We start from the raw sequence: 15731 nt of genomic DNA, 5'->3' as shown, positions 1-15731 counted from the left end.
CACTTTTTTATGCCACTGTTTAGCTTATCATTCTGAGATTACGCTTTATCAGGAGTCACACCCCAAAAGCGCTAGCCGCAACTTTACTTAACTTTATATGCCAACCGACTCTAACAGTCCTGCTGCTGTTGCTGCTAATCAAAATGAAGCTAACCAAGGCAGGTACTTGATCCCACCCTTTCAACGTCGCAGATTTTGCATTCAGTTTACCTTCATGACCATTCTGGGATGGGTTGGAGGTGGAATTGCCAGCATAGCTTTAGAAAAGGCGATCATCAATAATTTGCCCATGATGATTGCGGAAAATGCGATCGCTGCTAACACCATTACCAAGACGATCAGTAGTATTGGATTTGCAGTGATTTTCGCCCTTGCTCAAGCCTTTGTTTTGCGTAGATACTTCTCTAGTGGTTTGTGGATGTTAGCAACTAGCGTCGGTTGGTTATTAGCCAACAGCGTGTCTACAGCCTGGATTAACTACATTCTATCAACAGCTTCATCAATCAATCAGGGTTTATCTGCTGATGCGGCTTTATTTTGGGGGTTTTTGTCAACATTCTCTTATATTTTGTCTGGCATTTGGCTAGGTATGTGCCAATGGTCAGTCTTAAGGCTGTATGCAGCAGCAGCGTGGCGATGGAATTTTATTCCCTCCATCGCCTTTGTTTGGATTAGTTTTTTAGTGTGGTTATTATCCTTGTTGCCAGATGTGATCCCAGCCTTTAATCAGCAACTTGTTTTGTATATAATTGGACAATTTTTTACGGCTATGATTCTGGGTATTGTCCCAGCCATGGGTTTGTGTAGTTTGCTCAGAAAATAGGTGATAAGTCAGCTAAAGCAAAAAGAGGATAAAATTATTTTATTTACCTAAAAATTTGGCAAATATTCATAATTTATCACCAATGTTATCAGTTCTGAATTCTCTCAATCCTTGGTTAGTGGGAGTAGGACTAAATGCTATTTTATTAGCAATAGTAGGGATTATTCCCAAGAAACTGCTCACACCTGCTGGTATATTTCATGCTTGGTTATTAGGTGTGATTGTTTGGGGAACATTAGGTTGGCAAGGATATTTAGTAGTCGTCTTTTATTTTATTGTCGGTTCTGGGGTAACGCGCATTGGTATGGCTGAAAAGGAAGCACAAGGAATTGCCGAAAAGCGTTCCGGTGCCAGAGGCCCGGAAAATGTCTGGGGTTCAGCCTTAGTTGCGGCTTTGTGCGCGGTGGGAGTGTTGGTTGTCCCTGATTTACGGTGGTTATTATGTTTAGGCTATGTGGCCAGTTTTAGTACCAAGTTGTCTGATACTACTGCCAGTGAAGTGGGCAAGGCTTATGGAAAACGCACCTTTTTGATTACGACCTTGCAACCAGTCGCGAGGGGAACAGAAGGAGCGGTGAGTTTAGAAGGGACTTTAGCCGGTGTGGTAGGATCTGTAGCGATCGCTCTGGTGGGTTGGGGAGTGAATCTCATTACCCCCTTAGGTATTGTTTGGTGTGTATTAGCTGCATTTATCGCCACCAATTTAGAAAGTGTAATTGGCGCAACTTTGCAATCTCGATACAGTTGGTTAACCAATGAGTTAGTCAATATTGCTAATACTTTGATCGGGGCGATTGTTGCTATTGCCGTCGCTACTCTTTGGCAAACTTTACTGGTTTAATCTTTGACTCCATAACTGTTATTTATTTATACAAATAAACTTGATGAAGATAAGCCAGCTATGGAAATTAGCTGGCTTTTGTCTTTGATTTGACAGCAAAAATATCAATCTTTATTTAAACTAACTTTCTGTAAACTACAACCAAAATTTGGCATATTTTGTAACCATTTTTCTGTTGATACATGATTTCATCGAATCTTTATGATTTTCACCAATAATTTCCTACTGTTTTCTTTATGATTTAGTAGAAAAGTCTGATAATTATTAGTGTGTTACTCCCATTTACTTCATGGAATCTTCATCCTTTTTCACTGTCAATGAACAAGCAATTCCCCTGTCCCAAGTAGTTAAGTATTTACAAGTTTCTGGCAAATTGGGTCAATTTGTCAGTGATGTCCTGCGGCAGTATGTTATAGATCAAGAATTAAATACCAGAACAGATATAGACATTGACCCCGCTTTACCAGAACAAGCAATTATTGATTTTCGGCTCAAGAATCAACTCACTGACTCACAAAAGTTTCAGGAATGGTTACAAACAAATGGCACAGATGCTTCCACATTTCATGCCTCAGCCAGTTTGAGTTTTAAATTAGAAAAACTCAAGGTAGTTGTAACCGAATCCCAGCTACCAGAATACTTTATTGAACGCAAAATTTATTTAGATAAGGTTGTATTATCACGAATTTTAGTTGCTAGTCGTGAATTGGCAGAAGAACTACAAACACAAATAGAAGAAGGTAGTAGTTTTGAGCAATTAGCAAAAGAGTATTCCCTGGCAGATGAAAGAGTGTTTAATGGCATGATGGGACCCATTAGTCGCGGTACTTTACCAGATAGTTTAAGGGCAGAAGTAGATGCAGCTAACCTTGGGCAAATATTAGGGCCAATCGAAATAGACAGACGTTTTGCGTTGTTTAGAGTAGAACATTTTCTGCCAGCATCCTTAGAAGATACTCAATTAAAACAAACGCTACAAAATGAGTTGTTTGAGAAATGGCTAGCAGAGAAAATTCAACAACTGACAGTCAAAATACAAGTGAGCTAAAAACTCTGAATAATCAATCATATATAGAAGTGCTAGCTGCGTTACCTTGGAATCAACCGCCGTTATGCTGGCTGACTCCCGAACAACAAACTGAATTAAAATATCAGTCAGAAGTTCGTCGCTACAGTTTGGGAGAAAAAATTTGGTCACAAGCAAGTGGTGGTGGCCAGTTCTTAATTGTGGCAGGTAAAGTTCGTCTCAGAGAAGAAGGTGTCAATAAACCTGTAGCTACTTTACAACCAGGAGATTGGTTTGGCGACTGTCAAAAAATCTTTGCTAATTGTAAGGCTGTTGCTGCTAGTAAAGAAGTAGTTTTAGTCTGTTGGAATGCTGCTATTTGGAGTGAATTTGCTAATGTCCAAATAGATGAGTTTTGGTGTGCATCTCCTGTGGAAGAAAAAACAGCAGAAATTTTTCTATCCTCCCAACAGGAACAACCGTTATTAACTGCTGCTACTGCCGCAGAAACTCCTACTAATGTAATTAGCAATTATCCATTTGTTGCTAGTCATAATAGTGCTGCTGCTTGTTTAACGATGGTAGCGCAGTATTTAGAACATCCTGTGCAATTGGAATGGGTACAGCGTCAACTGCGGGGACAAAAACCGAAACATGTGATGGAAGCCGCAGAAAAATTGGGTTTAGTGTTGCGGAAGTTACAAGTTAATTGGGAAGAATTACGCCATTTGTCCTTTCCAGCCCTGTTGCCATGGCATTCTGAGACTTGGGTTGTGGCTTATGGCATGAAAGGCAATAACTTAATTATTGCTAACCCCTACAGCCCTGATTATACTTGCGAATACTTGCCCCAATCAGTGGTACAAGCTAACTGGAATGGTCAGTTATGGCAAGCTGAACTGGTATCTCAGCAAGAAAAATTTAACCTGGCTTGGTTTACTCCCGCAGTGTGGAAATATCGGGAGTTGTTGGGAGAAGTTTTGCTAGCTTCCTTTACCTTGCAGATGTTGGGGTTAGCTTCTCCCCTCATTACCCAAGTCATCATTGATAAGGTAATGGTGCAGGAGAGTTTAGCAACCTTGGATGTGATGGCGATCGCTCTGTTATTGGTTGCTATATTTGAATCTATCCTGGGTATTCTCCGTCTCTTCATCTTTACCCATACAGCCAGGCGTTTAGATTTGAGTTTATCGGCCCAGCTATTTCGCCATTTACTGCGGTTACCCTTAGCTTATTTTGAGTCGCGACGGGTAGGGGATACGGTAGCTAGGGTACAGGAACTAGAGCAAATTCGCCAATTCCTCACGGGTACAGCTTTAACAGTCATTTTAGACAGTATCTTTGCGGTGGTGTATCTGGCGTTGATGTTTTACTACAACATCCCCCTCACCTTTGTCGCATTGGCGGTATTGCCCTTATTCGCTACCCTGACCATTGTGGCTACACCGATTCTGCGTAACTGGTTAAACGAAACCTTTAACCGCAGTGCTGACAGTCAATCCTTTTTGGTGGAAACAGTCACAGGTATTCACTCTGTTAAAGCTCATGCAGCGGAACCAGTAGCACGCGATCGCTGGGAAGGTTTATTTGCCCGTTTCATCCGTACTGGTTTTAAAGCCTCCACTACATCCAATATTAGCAGTAATATTGGTGACTTTCTTACTAACTTTTCCACATTACTCATCCTCTGGTTTGGGGCAAGATTAGTCATAGATCATCAACTCACTGTTGGTCAATTAATCGCCTTTCAAATGTTGTCTGGTCGAGTCACAGGCCCCTTATTACGCCTAGTGCAACTGTGGCAAAATCTCCAACAGGTACTTCTATCTGTCGATAGAATTGGTGATATTCTCAACGCTGCACCAGAGGCAGAACCAGGAACAGGTTTAGTCTTACCCACATTGAAAGGACAAGTTAGTTTTGAGCAAGTTTTCTTCCGTTATAGTTCCAATACTGAACCTGTCTTAAAAGGCATTTCTTTGGATGTAGAACCAGGTCAATTTGTTGGCATTGTCGGGCGTAGCGGCTCAGGCAAAAGCACCCTTTCTAAACTATTACAACGTCTTTATCAAATCGAATCAGGACGTATTCTCATTGATGGTTTTGATATTAAAAGTGCTGATTTAGCATCTTTAAGACAACAAATTGCCGTAGTTCTCCAAGAAGACTTTTTATTTAACGGTTCCATCTTGGAAAATATCACCTTGGGCAATCCTGATATTACCGCAGAACAAGTTGTTGAAGCCGCAAGACTAGCAGTAGCCCATGACTTCATCAGTCAATTACCTTACGGCTATGAAACTAATGTTGGTGAACGAGGAACCGCTTTATCTGGAGGACAAAGACAACGCATTGCTTTAGCCAGAATGTTTCTATCTTCTGCACCGATTTTAATATTAGATGAAGCGACCAGTGCCTTAGATAGTGAAACAGAACAACAGGTATTACAAAACCTGCAAAAAGTTTCCGATAACCGTACCGTGTTTTTAATTGCTCATCGCTTTGCACCTCTCAAGCGTGCAGATTTAATTTTAGTCATGGAAAAGGGTGTAATTGCTGAACGGGGTACACATTCGGAATTATTGCAACAAAAGGCTTTGTACTGGTCACTTTATCAGCGGCAACAGGCGAATATTTAAGGGTTTATTTGTAGGGAGAGACAATCATGTCTCTCCTTGACAATTTTTGTAGCAATTTCACATTTTAACTAATTCAAAATGCTGCATTAGGTTGATAATCCCAACATTGATTATCGCGCCACACTCTACTGGGTGAGTCACATCTTTCAGCATCTTTAATGCCAGGAACGAAAGTAGGCGTAACAGTAGCGAAACTGGACGTTAAATAAGAAATTATCAATGAACCGGTAGAAAAACCACAAAACATTAAACTCCCAAAAAAAAACGTCAATATTACTAATTTAATGGCAGCGAAAACAGAAAAATTGCGTTTCTCAGTAGAGGAGCGATCGCGCATATATTTCCTCGCGTTGGTGTTGAGTAGCAGATAACACCCTAGAAACTTTCAATCGCTAATTATTTCTCTTGCTACCTTATTTATCCCTGGAATTAGCCATGTTTTCTGTTAGTCGCTAACTTATACGAATTTTCTGTGAAGTTGCAGCCAAGAAATGACGTAGAGGCTGGATAGGTGAGATGTAAATCACATTTTCATACTCTGAAATATAATTTAACGGAATGAAACACTGTTGACTGCAAATAGCTATAATCCTCTCCAGGAAAGCTTTTCACTCCACCGTTTTAGCATCAGAGAATAGTTGCTATCTTTAATATTAGCTAATCTAATTATTAGCTTGTCATAAAATGTGTTAACCAGTACATCTTTTTCTGTGGCCATTGTGTAAACTGTCTCCATTACGTCAGATTGCTAGACAAATTTATGGTAGTCCGACCATCTAAAAATAACCTTGTAGCGCCTATTGCTGCATTCACCTCTAGGATTGAGTGTTTAGCAATTGGGTAAATCTTTAACCAAACCATCTAAGCAATCGTCGAATCATCACTGACGTTGCGTAAAAAGCTATTAGCGACACTCACACCAGAGTTTCGCTAGTTCACTATTCGCATATAGAAATAAACAAATGAGTAAAAAACGTAAGTTTCGATTAGGTGCTTTTATTCAAGCTACTGGGCATCACGTATCAGCATGGCGACATCCCGACGCACAGATAGATGCGGGGTCAAATTTCGAGCATTACAAAGAAATTACCCAAACTGCTGAACGTGGTTTATTTGATGCTGTATTTTTGGCAGATAGTCCGGGTATTTGGGGTGGCTCCCCAGAAACTCAAAAACGTAATGGCAAACTTGTGCATTTTGAGCCTGTGACTCTCTTTTCGGCTTTGTCTGCTGTTACTAAAAATATTGGGTTTATTGCTACCGCTTCGACTACCTACGAAGACCCATACACATTGGCACGTAAATTTGCTTCTTTGGATCATTTGAGTAATGGTCGAGCCGGGTGGAATGTAGTCACCACAGGTAATGAAAACGCTGCTGCTAATTTTGGGCTGGAGCATCATCCAGAGCATAGCCAGCGTTATGAACGGGCTGAAGAGTTTGTAGAAGTGGTAAAAGGACTGTGGGATAGTTGGGATGATGATGCCTTTATTCGTGACAGAGAATCTGGTGTTTATTTCGATCCTGATAAACTCCATGTACTCAACCACAAAGGCAAACATTTTTCCGTCAAAGGGCCTTTGAATGTTGGTCGTCCACCCCAAGGTTATCCGGTAATTGTTCAAGCTGGTGCTTCTGAAGCGGGACGGGATTTAGCAGCGCGTACTGCTGAAGTGATATTCACCGCTAATCAAACTTTAGCTGATGCCCAAGAATTTTATGCAGATTTGAAAGGCAGACTCGCAAAATATGGACGTTCTCCAGACGACTTAAAAATTATGCCTGGAGCCTTCCCTGTGATTGGTCGGACGGAAGCAGAAGCTCAAGAAAAATATGAATTTCTGCAATCTTTAATCCATCCTGATGTGGCTTGGGGTATCTTAAAAACCTATTACCAAGGTGTGGATTTATCACAATATTCTCTCGATGATTTAGCTCCTGAACTACCCAGTGACACTAACAATAATAAGAGTCGTCTAAAACTGGTGAAGGATTTAGCTACTCGCGGAACTTTGACATTACGCCAGTTATATCTCGCTTTGGCTACTGCTAGAGGTCACCGCACTATTATTGGTACTCCTGAAAGCATTGCTGACCAGCTAGAGGAATGGTTTAACAATGGTGCAGCCGATGGTTTTAATATTATGCCCCCGATTCTGCCTACAGGTTTAGATGACTTTGTGAATCTTGTCGTTCCTATTCTTCAGAAACGGGGTTTGTTCCGCACTGAGTATGAGGGTAGGACGTTGCGGGAAAATCTGGGTTTAGGTCGTCCAGCTAATCAATTTGCTGTTCAGCAAGCTGATAAGAAATTGGCGTTGGTTTAAGTTTTTGTCTCACGCAGAGGAGGACACTGCGTTGGGCGGGTTTCCCGACTTGTAGCAAGTGTCCGTCACGCAGAGGCGCAGAGAGATATTAAGAGTTTTGGTTTCAATATGTGGTGAGTTTCGAGTGCTGTAGACGTTTCTGCCATGAGCCAACGTTTAAATTTTAAATATGCTTCGTTGTACTCAGCACTCATAACTCATTTCTCAGCACTATTTTGACAATTTTGTGGAGAAAAATATGACTGAATATAGCAGATTAAAAACTTCTCGTTCTGCCGCTATTAGAGCTACCTTAGATTATCCAGTAATTGATACTGACGTTCATACTAATGATTTCATTCCAGCAATTGAAGATTACATCGCTAATTATGGTGGTGCAAAATTAGTAGATGAGTTACGCAAGGCGGAATCTTCTCGTCTTAACTCTAAGAGCGATGGTAAAGACTGGTATCAACAAACTCCAGAAGAACGTCAATATAACCGCACTATTCGCTCTCCTTGGTGGGCGAGAGTTACCCGTAATACATTAGACTTGGCAACTTATACCCTGCCAGAACTGTTCTATCAGCGTCAAGCAGAGCAAGGCTCTGACTATTCGGTGCTGTTTCCCAATAATGTTCTTGCACCTGCTGGAGCTAGTCCAGAACACCGCCAAGCACTGCAACGGGCAGTAAATCACTATCATGCTGACTTGTACCGCAAGTATAGCGATCGCTTGACTGTGGTAGCTGGGATTCCGATGACTACTCCCCAAGAAGCGGTGGAGGAGTTGGAGTTTGCTGTTAAAACACTGGGTTTGAAAGTTGCAAATATTCCTGGTGGTGTAAAACGTCCAATTAAAGCGATCGCTGATAAGTATCCTGCCGATAAGTTTCCAGAAATCGCTAAATATGCCTCCTATATCGACTTCTTCGGCTTAGATAGTGAATACGACTATGATCCTTTCTGGGCTAAAGCTGTTGAGTTAGGTGTACCCATTACTACCCACTATGGTAGTCAAGGTTGGACTGGACGCTCCTCCATCAGTAACTACATGAACAACCACATCGGCCACTTTGCTGATGGTTCCCAAGCATTTGCTAAGGCGTTGTTCTTTGGTGGTGTAACCAAGCGTTTTCCACAGTTGCGGGTAGGAATGCTGGAAGGTGGCGCAGATTGGGGCGCACACGTTTACATTCATTTGGTAGACCGCTTCTCTAAGCGCAGCCTCAAGGGTCTACAAAACTACAACCCAGACCTGACAAACTCTGATGAGTTGTTAGCATTGTTTGAGCGTTTTGGTAGCGAATTCCTGGAAGCCTATCCTCAAACTAAAGAAGAACTGACCAAGACTGTACTTGGTTCTTCCTTTGCTCGTCATAGCCGTCAACCAGTAGGTAGCGAATTGGAAGATTTTGCAGCTGCGGGAATTGAAAATATTGAAGATATCCGCGATCGCTGGGTGAATAGTTTCTTCTTTGGTTCTGAGTCTGATGACCGCACCATCGCTACCGCATTCAATGACAAAGCCAATCCTTTGAATGTGAAAATCAACGCTATCTATTCCTCAGACGTTGGTCACTGGGATGTACCCGACCTCACAGATCCTCTGGCAGAAAGCTGGGATTTGGTGCAAGAAGGTGTGATTTCCGAAGCTGACTTTAAGGCTTATGTTTTCGGTAATCCTTATAAGTTCTACACCGAAGCTAACCCCAACTTCTTCCAGGGTACAGCGGTCGAATCCAAGGTAGGTAAAATCGAATCTTCACAAGCAGATAAGACTTTGGTAACAGTTTAAATCGCTGAATTAGGTCTAGGAAATAAGGTGAAAATTTAGGGAATTTGACAAGGGGGATTAGATGACTTCTATCTCCCCCATTCTTATTTGAAAAAAGTTACATAAAATCGTAGGGTCGGGTTTACCAAGCTAATCATTATCTGTTGATAATAATTGTAGAACCCGCCCCTACATTGCAATTATCAAAAAATCAGCCTGTCACCTCAACCCTAGACACTTAAAATATTGCTGGCTATCCGCCGTGCAACATCTTTATTTTGCCAATAACTGCCGTGAGCGTTACCACCGTTGACCAAAGCTAAGAATGTTTGACGCAGAGGGGGAGTTTGAGCAATTAACTCCCAAACGCCGGAACCACGAGTAATAACATCTTCTAATTGGACATATTTTTCAGAACCATTAATTAACTTAGTCATAATGGTTTCTAAGGGCCAAGCAATGGGATCTCCTGGATGAATGAAATTGAGCCACGGAAGTTTGCGATCGCCTGCAACGACTCTTTGCAATAATTTTTCCAACCCAGGACTAATATCATGGGTACTTTCGTTGTTAGCATTTTTACCACTGATGGTGATCAGGCTAAACAACGCGATGGGAGAACCCATAGTATGAATACTTGCCAAGCGAATACCTTTTTCTGGGTGTTTGCCTATGCCATAAATTTTGTCGCGAATGGCTTGAACGCTGTCATGTCCAAGAATATCAGGATTATCCCAACGATTAGCAAACAGTAAGTCGAAGAGGATGACCGTTCCCCAACTGTGGGTGACTAAATGCAAGCGATCGCCTCCTTTAGAATCTGCTAATCGCTCAAAAGCTTGTCGTTGCAGTTTTTCCGCCGCCAGTGAACCGATTAAACGACTGATATAAAGTGCAGCATCTCCCACAAATTGCAAAAGTTGAGTTTGTCGAAAATCCTGAAACCATAACTTTTGCCACTGAGAAGAAGCCTGCAATGTTGATAATTGTTTTGCTAAAGCATCTTGATTCACATCTCCCCAGTAAAGCGGGACTTTAATGCAGTTACGTCCCAAATCTTTTTGGTAGACTAAGGTTTTAATCAAGTTAAATAAATCATCCGCATATCCATAAATCTGTCTGGCTTCGTTTTTTTTCGACTCTCGAACATTCACCCCATGCAGAAATAGGACATAATCTTTGATCATTACTACCTTTGCCTTATTTAAGCAAAACCATCTAAATAGACACAGATGATAGGCGATGAATTTTGGTTTCCAGAACCCTCTCACCGAGTCTGTAAAAAATATTTACATGCTTAAGGATATTCGACTGTATATTAAGGACAAAAATGGTCACAATTGTTGTTCTGATTAATTTTGCTCTTTCACTATTACTTGGCTACGTTGCCATTAAACTGTGGCAAGCACAGGAAATATTGAGATTCATCAGCAACAGATTAAATGAATATGAACAAGCTACCCATGGAGCATTATCTCCAGCCCCAGAGAATATATATCTAGGTCAACAAAGCGTTAATCAACTCCGCCAAACACACCAAGGACTAAAATTCAAACTCCAACAAATACAACAAATTATTAATCTGATGATAATAGCTAGACAATTATGGCAAGGGTCTTTTTGGCTACAGTTATCTATCTCTAGACGTAAAAAATAGTCATATCCAGTAGTGCAAAGTAAATATCCTTTTGGATTAACCTCACAAATAAATCTCAAGACCTATATCATCAAGGAAATATCGGGTTAAATAATATAGTGAAGTTTTCCCAACGAAAAGTTTTAATTTTCAGTTTTTAATTTTTAATTTTTAATTATTCCCGTGGTACTAACTCTTGTCAGGTCGCAAAACCCACCTAAAATGGGTGTAAGGAGAGAAACAACTAACAATGTCTAACAACCGTTCTGGAGTATTTTTTGGCGGGTTAATGTTGGGGGCAGCAGTCGGAGCCTTAGCCGGGTTGCTCATCGCTCCTCGCACAGGTCGTGAAACCCGTAAACTTTTGAAAAAATCCGCCGACGCTCTCCCAGAGTTAGCGGAAGATATATCTACCAGTGTGCAGATTCAGGCAGATCGTCTCTCACTTAATGCCCTGCGCAACTGGGATGAGACCTTAGAGAGACTGAAGGAAGCGATCGCTGTTGGTGTAGATGCCACTCAGCGCGAAAGCCAAAATATTCAACGAGAAAAGCCTGTTGATGCTCCTAGCACCACAGAAGATTCCGATATCCTGTCCCAGCATCTAGAACGCTCTTAAATGGCATAACTGTAACCTTACTGTGACTGAACCTTTATTTTGGTTAGGATTGTCCATTCTCCTGGTTGCCGCTAGTTTAACAGCAGTTTTAGTGGCGGCTCTACCTGCCTTGCAAGAACTAGCACGGGCCGCCCGCAGTGCTGAAAAATTCTTTGATACTCTCACTAGGGAGTTACCACCGACCCTCAATGCTATTCGCAACACCAGCTTAGAAATCACTGATTTAACCGATGATGTCAGTGAAGGTGTAAAAAGTGCTGGTCAAGTTGTACAGCAATTTGATCAGAGTATAGACACAGCCAAAAAACAAGCCCAGAATCTTCAAAACGGGACTCGTAGCGTCTTGGTGGGGGTAAAAGCAGCCTGGAAAACCTTTACACGGTCAAAAACTCCACGTAGAACAAGCGATCGCTTACCCATGAATGACAAACCCACTTTATCCTTACGAGAGCGCGACCAACTCAGACCAGAAACCCGACGTACCTCAGCAGAAAACTATCGGAATAATAACGGCAGCAATTTGAATCCTTAAAGGGAATAGGTGACAGGTGACAGGTGACAGATTAAGAGTAAGGGACTCCTGTTCGCGCAGCGTGCCGTAGGCATACTTCTGAACTTCTGAACTTCTGAACTCCTGATAACTGAATCACAGAACCGTTTTGCCTTGAGGACTAAGATTAGAGTAAAGTAAACAAGTGTAAAGTAGTATCACTTTTCTCGTACTCTTTAAAAATCTCTTGTTCACCTTTACTGTTGATACTTGTATAAAAACGTCCATGCAACATTGTTTTTGGCGACGACTTTTAGTAGTGATTGCTGGGTTCTTTTTAGCTGGGTCAATCTTGGCAATACATTCTCCCTCAGCCTTAGCTTACGAAAATCCTGACCTACTACCCTCTACAGTGACACCAGTAGTAGATTTAGCGAAATCTCTACCAGATCCCCAGGAAGAAAGGCTGGTAAAAGAATTAGAACAATTTGAAACTGATACTGGCTGGAAATTGCGAGTATTAACCCAGTATGACCGCACCCCTGGTAGAGCAGTAATTAACTATTGGGGTTTAGATGATAAAAGCATCCTGTTAGTAGCTGATGCCCGTGGTGGTAACATCCTCAGCTTTAGTGTGGGTGACGCAGTTTATGAGCTTTTACCCCGGACATTTTGGATTGAACTTCAAACCCGATTTGGGAACTTGTATTTTGTCCGTGAACAAGGAGAAGACCAAGCCATACTCCAAGCCTTAGAATCAGTAAAAGGCTGTTTACTCAAAGGTGGTTGTAACGTTGTCCCTGGACTACCTAGAGAACAATGGATACTGACCTTGATTACTTCTGCTATTGGTGGAATAATTTGTGGTTTCGCGGCACAACCCCGCAATGATAAACAAATTGTCGCTTGGCAATGGGCATTAATTTTTTCGCCTTTATGGGGAATTTTGTTTATCGCCTTCGGTATTGGGCCAGTGGTGACTCGTACTAGCGACTGGTTGCCTCTAGTTCGCAATATCTCCGCTTTTCTCATTGGTGCTTTGGTAGCATATTTATCACCTGTATTCGGTCGTCCTTCTTCCAGTGCCGAATCATAATTCGTGAAATATCACTTGGAGTAGTAAAAATTAAAATACTCATCCCCTAGTGTTGTCTGAAACTGATAAGCTGAAAGCTGATCTTTGAGAAGCTTAATGGCGATGGAATGGCACGTAACTGATGCTCAAACCTTGGCAATCATTGATAATGAGATTGGCGATCATGTCTTCTCACCCGCAGAGTATGAAATTGTGCGGCGAGTGATTTACGCCACATGCGACTTTGAGTATAAATCCTTAATACATTTTTCGGAACATGCTTTACAAGCTGGTGCCGCTGCCCTAGCAGCACGTACCACGATAGTAGTGGATGTTCCCATGGTGCAGGTAGGTATAGCCTCTGATATTCAAAATACTTTTGCGAATCCAGTTTATTGCAGCATGGAGGCATTGACTCGCCCACAAAAGGAAAAAACTCGCGCGGCTTGGGGCATTGAGACCTTAGCTAGGCGTTATCCAGAGGGCATATTTGTCATTGGTCAATCACAAACTGCTCTCACGGCACTGATTGATTTAATCCAAGCTGAGGAAATTCGCCCTGCTTTAGTAATTGCTACACCTGTAGGATTTATCAATGTAGATATTGCCAAGGAACGTTTACAAGATTCATTAGTGCCGAATATTACTATTCTAGGGCGCAAGGGCAATGCGGTGGTTGGTGCTGCTATTGTGGACGGATTAGTAGATTTGGCTTGGCAAGCCTATGGACAAGACCACAGCGGAGGGGTATAAGAGATTTTTGACATACTCCCCCGAATAGAATTCGGGGGATTCTAGGCTCAAAAGTCTTTGTATATCACCAAGGACTTTTCAAACATCCTCTAAAGTCCCAAATCCCGTATGAGTATGACTGGAATTAATCCTCTTCGTCTCTTTCTCTTTGTCTTTGTGAACGGCGGCGACGAGAATTATCCGGTCTGTTATCCCGTAAACGTTGGCTCACTTCATTGAAAAAATCTTGACGCAAGTAAGGATAGTCACTTATCCAAATATCACGGCTAGGAATATATATGTTAGTAAATTCGTCAATTCGACTCAAATCAGAGCGATTTGACATGACTATCATTTCTGCGACTTGACCGCGAGTAATGGCTTTATGGGCGGGACGCAGTGGTGCATCAAATTCAATGCTAAATCCTGTGTCGTCACCCACTTCTAAGTTAATACGTTTTTCCCGGTTTTCAATAATAACCAACTCACCTTTATTGTTAACGGTTTCTTGCTTGCCAATCAACTTATCTGTGATCCACCAGTTGAGAATGCGTCCACGAAAGAAGCCACTATATTTATAACGGCGACATTTAGCATTGCGGATACTGGCAAGAAAGATGGGATACCAGAGCCAAAACAAAGCCGCAAATACGCCACAAACAAAAATAATAGGGCCAAAGTCAAGTCTAAATAATATTTTGACTAGTAAAAGCACAACTACAGCAACTACAGAAACTAACAGTCGCTGCAAAAAATTGGCGAACTTCCCCCAGTAATATTTGTACTGTGGCCCAGTGGCAATGAGGGGGATAAGTTGTTCAAATTTTTGGCGAGTCAGAGGAACTAACATCTATGCTGGGTTATGGTTGGTGAGTGATGGGAAGGACTAATTATCAGCAGCAAGTAGATAATTAGTGGCCTAGATAATTACAGAATTTTTTCTAATCCATATACTAAAGACTTTAACTGGATTGCTTTACGAATTGCCAGTAGAACTCCGGGCATGTAGCAGGAGCGATCGCTAGTATCATGACGTAAGGTGTAAATTTGTCCTGGTGCGCCAAAAATCACCTCCTGATGGGCAATTAATCCTGGTAGACGCACACTATGAATTCTAATTCCTTCTTCGGCTAAAGAGCCTCTAGCTCCAGGGATTTTTTCTGTTTCTTCTACTTGGGGGGGGTTGAAGGTTTTACCCATTTCTGCCAATAGTTGGGCAGTTTGAATGGCTGTACCACTGGGTGCATCGGCTTTTTGGTTGTGGTGCAGTTCGATAATTTCTACATGGTCAAAATATTGGGAAGCGGTAATTGCAGCTTGTTGCAGCAGTACCATCCCAATGGAGAAGTTAGGGATAATTAAGCAGCCTGTACTAGCTTTTTCGGCAAAATCGGCTAAATCTTTGATTTGTTCAGGGCTTAAACCTGTGGTTCCGACCACTGGACGAATACCGTAAGCGATCGCACTACGAATGTTGTCATAAACTGAATCAGGGTGAGTAAAGTCTACTATTACCCCTGGTGCTAGCTGTCTTTCTCCCGCTACATACCCCAACATTGGCTCTAGTTGATTGGTAATTGGCACTTCCAAAGCTTCACTTAAACCTGCCAACTCCCCTGCATCCTTACCTTGGTGTTCACCAGAGGTGTCAATAGCACCCATTAACATCATATCTGGTGCGCTAGCCACTGCTTTGATTACTTCCCGGCCCATCTTGCCGGCGGCACCATTGATAATCACTGGGATACTTTGATTAGTCATAATTCCCCAACTATGTTTTCAGTCAT

At 41.9% G+C, this 15731-nt stretch carries 15 protein-coding genes; 11 read left to right on the top strand and 4 right to left on the bottom strand.

Features of this window, described 5'->3' with window-relative positions; all coding sequences use genetic code 11:
- The first annotated feature begins 97 nt into the window (after nt 1-97).
- The 4 genes from H6G73_RS11095 to H6G73_RS11080 all read left to right on the top strand — a co-directional run bounded on the left by H6G73_RS11095 (nt 98) and on the right by H6G73_RS11080 (nt 5309).
- On the top strand, nt 98-823 hold the full coding sequence (locus H6G73_RS11095) for a hypothetical protein (RefSeq protein WP_190604312.1): 726 nt from the start codon (nt 98-100) through the stop codon (nt 821-823).
- Between the two features lie 82 nt (nt 824-905).
- Nucleotides 906-1664 carry a TIGR00297 family protein gene (locus H6G73_RS11090; RefSeq protein WP_190604310.1) on the top strand — a complete coding sequence of 253 codons (759 nt, stop codon included), beginning with the start codon at nt 906-908 and terminating at the stop codon, nt 1662-1664.
- Between the two features lie 289 nt (nt 1665-1953).
- Nucleotides 1954-2712, top strand: coding sequence for a peptidylprolyl isomerase (locus tag H6G73_RS11085; RefSeq protein ID WP_190604308.1), 759 nt, complete (start codon nt 1954-1956; stop codon nt 2710-2712).
- Nucleotides 2661-5309: a type I secretion system permease/ATPase gene (locus tag H6G73_RS11080; protein ID WP_190604306.1), complete on the top strand. Its 2649-nt coding sequence runs from the start codon at nt 2661-2663 to the stop codon at nt 5307-5309. Before H6G73_RS11085 ends, H6G73_RS11080 begins: the two co-directional genes overlap by 52 nt.
- Before the next feature lie 73 nt (nt 5310-5382).
- On the opposite strand, the gene H6G73_RS11075 is transcribed toward H6G73_RS11080, so the two are convergent.
- The gene (locus tag H6G73_RS11075; protein ID WP_190604304.1) at nt 5383-5646 is read right to left on the bottom strand and encodes a hypothetical protein; all 264 of its coding nucleotides are present in this window, start codon (nt 5644-5646) and stop codon (nt 5383-5385) included.
- A gap of 625 nt (nt 5647-6271) precedes the next feature.
- On the opposite strand from H6G73_RS11075, the gene H6G73_RS11070 reads away from it, so the two are divergent.
- Nucleotides 6272-7636, top strand: a complete 1365-nt coding sequence (locus H6G73_RS11070) for an LLM class flavin-dependent oxidoreductase (RefSeq protein WP_190604302.1) — start codon at nt 6272-6274, stop codon at nt 7634-7636.
- A gap of 238 nt (nt 7637-7874) precedes the next feature.
- Nucleotides 7875-9413, top strand: a complete 1539-nt coding sequence (locus H6G73_RS11065; RefSeq protein WP_190604300.1) for an amidohydrolase family protein — start codon at nt 7875-7877, stop codon at nt 9411-9413.
- A 209-nt stretch (nt 9414-9622) separates the two neighbouring features.
- Here H6G73_RS11065 and H6G73_RS11060 read toward each other — a convergent pair whose 3' ends face one another.
- Nucleotides 9623-10579 (bottom strand): hypothetical protein, encoded by a 957-nt coding sequence (locus H6G73_RS11060; protein ID WP_190604298.1) that lies wholly within the window; start codon nt 10577-10579, stop codon nt 9623-9625.
- A 143-nt stretch (nt 10580-10722) separates the two neighbouring features.
- On the opposite strand from H6G73_RS11060, the gene H6G73_RS11055 reads away from it, so the two are divergent.
- The 5 genes from H6G73_RS11055 to H6G73_RS11035 all read left to right on the top strand — a co-directional run bounded on the left by H6G73_RS11055 (nt 10723) and on the right by H6G73_RS11035 (nt 13965).
- Nucleotides 10723-11049 (top strand): hypothetical protein, encoded by a 327-nt coding sequence (locus H6G73_RS11055; protein ID WP_190604296.1) that lies wholly within the window; start codon nt 10723-10725, stop codon nt 11047-11049.
- 229 nt (nt 11050-11278) lie between these two features.
- The gene (locus H6G73_RS11050; RefSeq protein ID WP_190604294.1) at nt 11279-11647 is read left to right on the top strand and encodes a YtxH domain-containing protein; all 369 of its coding nucleotides are present in this window, start codon (nt 11279-11281) and stop codon (nt 11645-11647) included.
- Nucleotides 11648-11669: 22 nt separating this feature from the next.
- Complete coding sequence (locus H6G73_RS11045) at nt 11670-12179, top strand: DUF948 domain-containing protein (protein WP_190604292.1); 510 nt, start codon at nt 11670-11672, stop codon at nt 12177-12179.
- Nucleotides 12180-12423: 244 nt separating this feature from the next.
- Nucleotides 12424-13233 carry a TPM domain-containing protein gene (locus tag H6G73_RS11040; protein WP_190604289.1) on the top strand — a complete coding sequence of 270 codons (810 nt, stop codon included), beginning with the start codon at nt 12424-12426 and terminating at the stop codon, nt 13231-13233.
- A gap of 102 nt (nt 13234-13335) precedes the next feature.
- Complete coding sequence (locus H6G73_RS11035; RefSeq protein ID WP_190604287.1) at nt 13336-13965, top strand: precorrin-8X methylmutase; 630 nt, start codon at nt 13336-13338, stop codon at nt 13963-13965.
- 124 nt (nt 13966-14089) lie between these two features.
- Here H6G73_RS11035 and H6G73_RS11030 read toward each other — a convergent pair whose 3' ends face one another.
- Together H6G73_RS11030 and dapB are read right to left on the bottom strand one after the other, a co-directional pair.
- Nucleotides 14090-14794: a phosphate ABC transporter permease gene (locus tag H6G73_RS11030; protein WP_190604285.1), complete on the bottom strand. Its 705-nt coding sequence runs from the start codon at nt 14792-14794 to the stop codon at nt 14090-14092.
- 77 nt (nt 14795-14871) lie between these two features.
- Nucleotides 14872-15705, bottom strand: a complete 834-nt coding sequence (dapB, locus tag H6G73_RS11025; protein ID WP_190604283.1) for a 4-hydroxy-tetrahydrodipicolinate reductase — start codon at nt 15703-15705, stop codon at nt 14872-14874.
- Between the last annotated feature and the right edge of the window lie 26 nt (nt 15706-15731).

It is taken from the genome of Richelia sinica FACHB-800, assembly GCF_014698825.1.
In the GTDB taxonomy this organism is placed as follows: Bacteria; Cyanobacteriota; Cyanobacteriia; order Cyanobacteriales; family Nostocaceae; genus FACHB-800.
The sequence above is the reverse complement of the archived record's forward strand: the minus strand, read 5'-3'. Positions and strand labels throughout refer to the sequence as shown.

Bases quoted from the DNA above. Each gene is read 5' to 3' on its own strand.
- H6G73_RS11040 (WP_190604289.1), top strand. From the start codon at position 12,424: ATGCAACATTGTTTTTGGCGACGACTTTTAGTAGTGATTGCTGGGTTC.
- H6G73_RS11080 (WP_190604306.1), top strand. From the start codon at position 2,661: ATGGCTAGCAGAGAAAATTCAACAACTGACAGTCAAAATACAAGTGAG.
- H6G73_RS11035 (WP_190604287.1), top strand. From the start codon at position 13,336: ATGGAATGGCACGTAACTGATGCTCAAACCTTGGCAATCATTGATAAT.
- H6G73_RS11070 (WP_190604302.1), top strand. From the start codon at position 6,272: ATGAGTAAAAAACGTAAGTTTCGATTAGGTGCTTTTATTCAAGCTACT.
- H6G73_RS11050 (WP_190604294.1), top strand. From the start codon at position 11,279: ATGTCTAACAACCGTTCTGGAGTATTTTTTGGCGGGTTAATGTTGGGG.
- H6G73_RS11065 (WP_190604300.1), top strand. From the start codon at position 7,875: ATGACTGAATATAGCAGATTAAAAACTTCTCGTTCTGCCGCTATTAGA.
- H6G73_RS11030 (WP_190604285.1), bottom strand. From the start codon at position 14,794: ATGTTAGTTCCTCTGACTCGCCAAAAATTTGAACAACTTATCCCCCTC.
- H6G73_RS11090 (WP_190604310.1), top strand. From the start codon at position 906: ATGTTATCAGTTCTGAATTCTCTCAATCCTTGGTTAGTGGGAGTAGGA.
- dapB (WP_190604283.1), bottom strand. From the start codon at position 15,705: ATGACTAATCAAAGTATCCCAGTGATTATCAATGGTGCCGCCGGCAAG.
- H6G73_RS11085 (WP_190604308.1), top strand. From the start codon at position 1,954: ATGGAATCTTCATCCTTTTTCACTGTCAATGAACAAGCAATTCCCCTG.
- H6G73_RS11055 (WP_190604296.1), top strand. From the start codon at position 10,723: ATGGTCACAATTGTTGTTCTGATTAATTTTGCTCTTTCACTATTACTT.
- H6G73_RS11060 (WP_190604298.1), bottom strand. From the start codon at position 10,579: ATGATCAAAGATTATGTCCTATTTCTGCATGGGGTGAATGTTCGAGAG.
- H6G73_RS11095 (WP_190604312.1), top strand. From the start codon at position 98: ATGCCAACCGACTCTAACAGTCCTGCTGCTGTTGCTGCTAATCAAAAT.
- H6G73_RS11075 (WP_190604304.1), bottom strand. From the start codon at position 5,646: ATGCGCGATCGCTCCTCTACTGAGAAACGCAATTTTTCTGTTTTCGCT.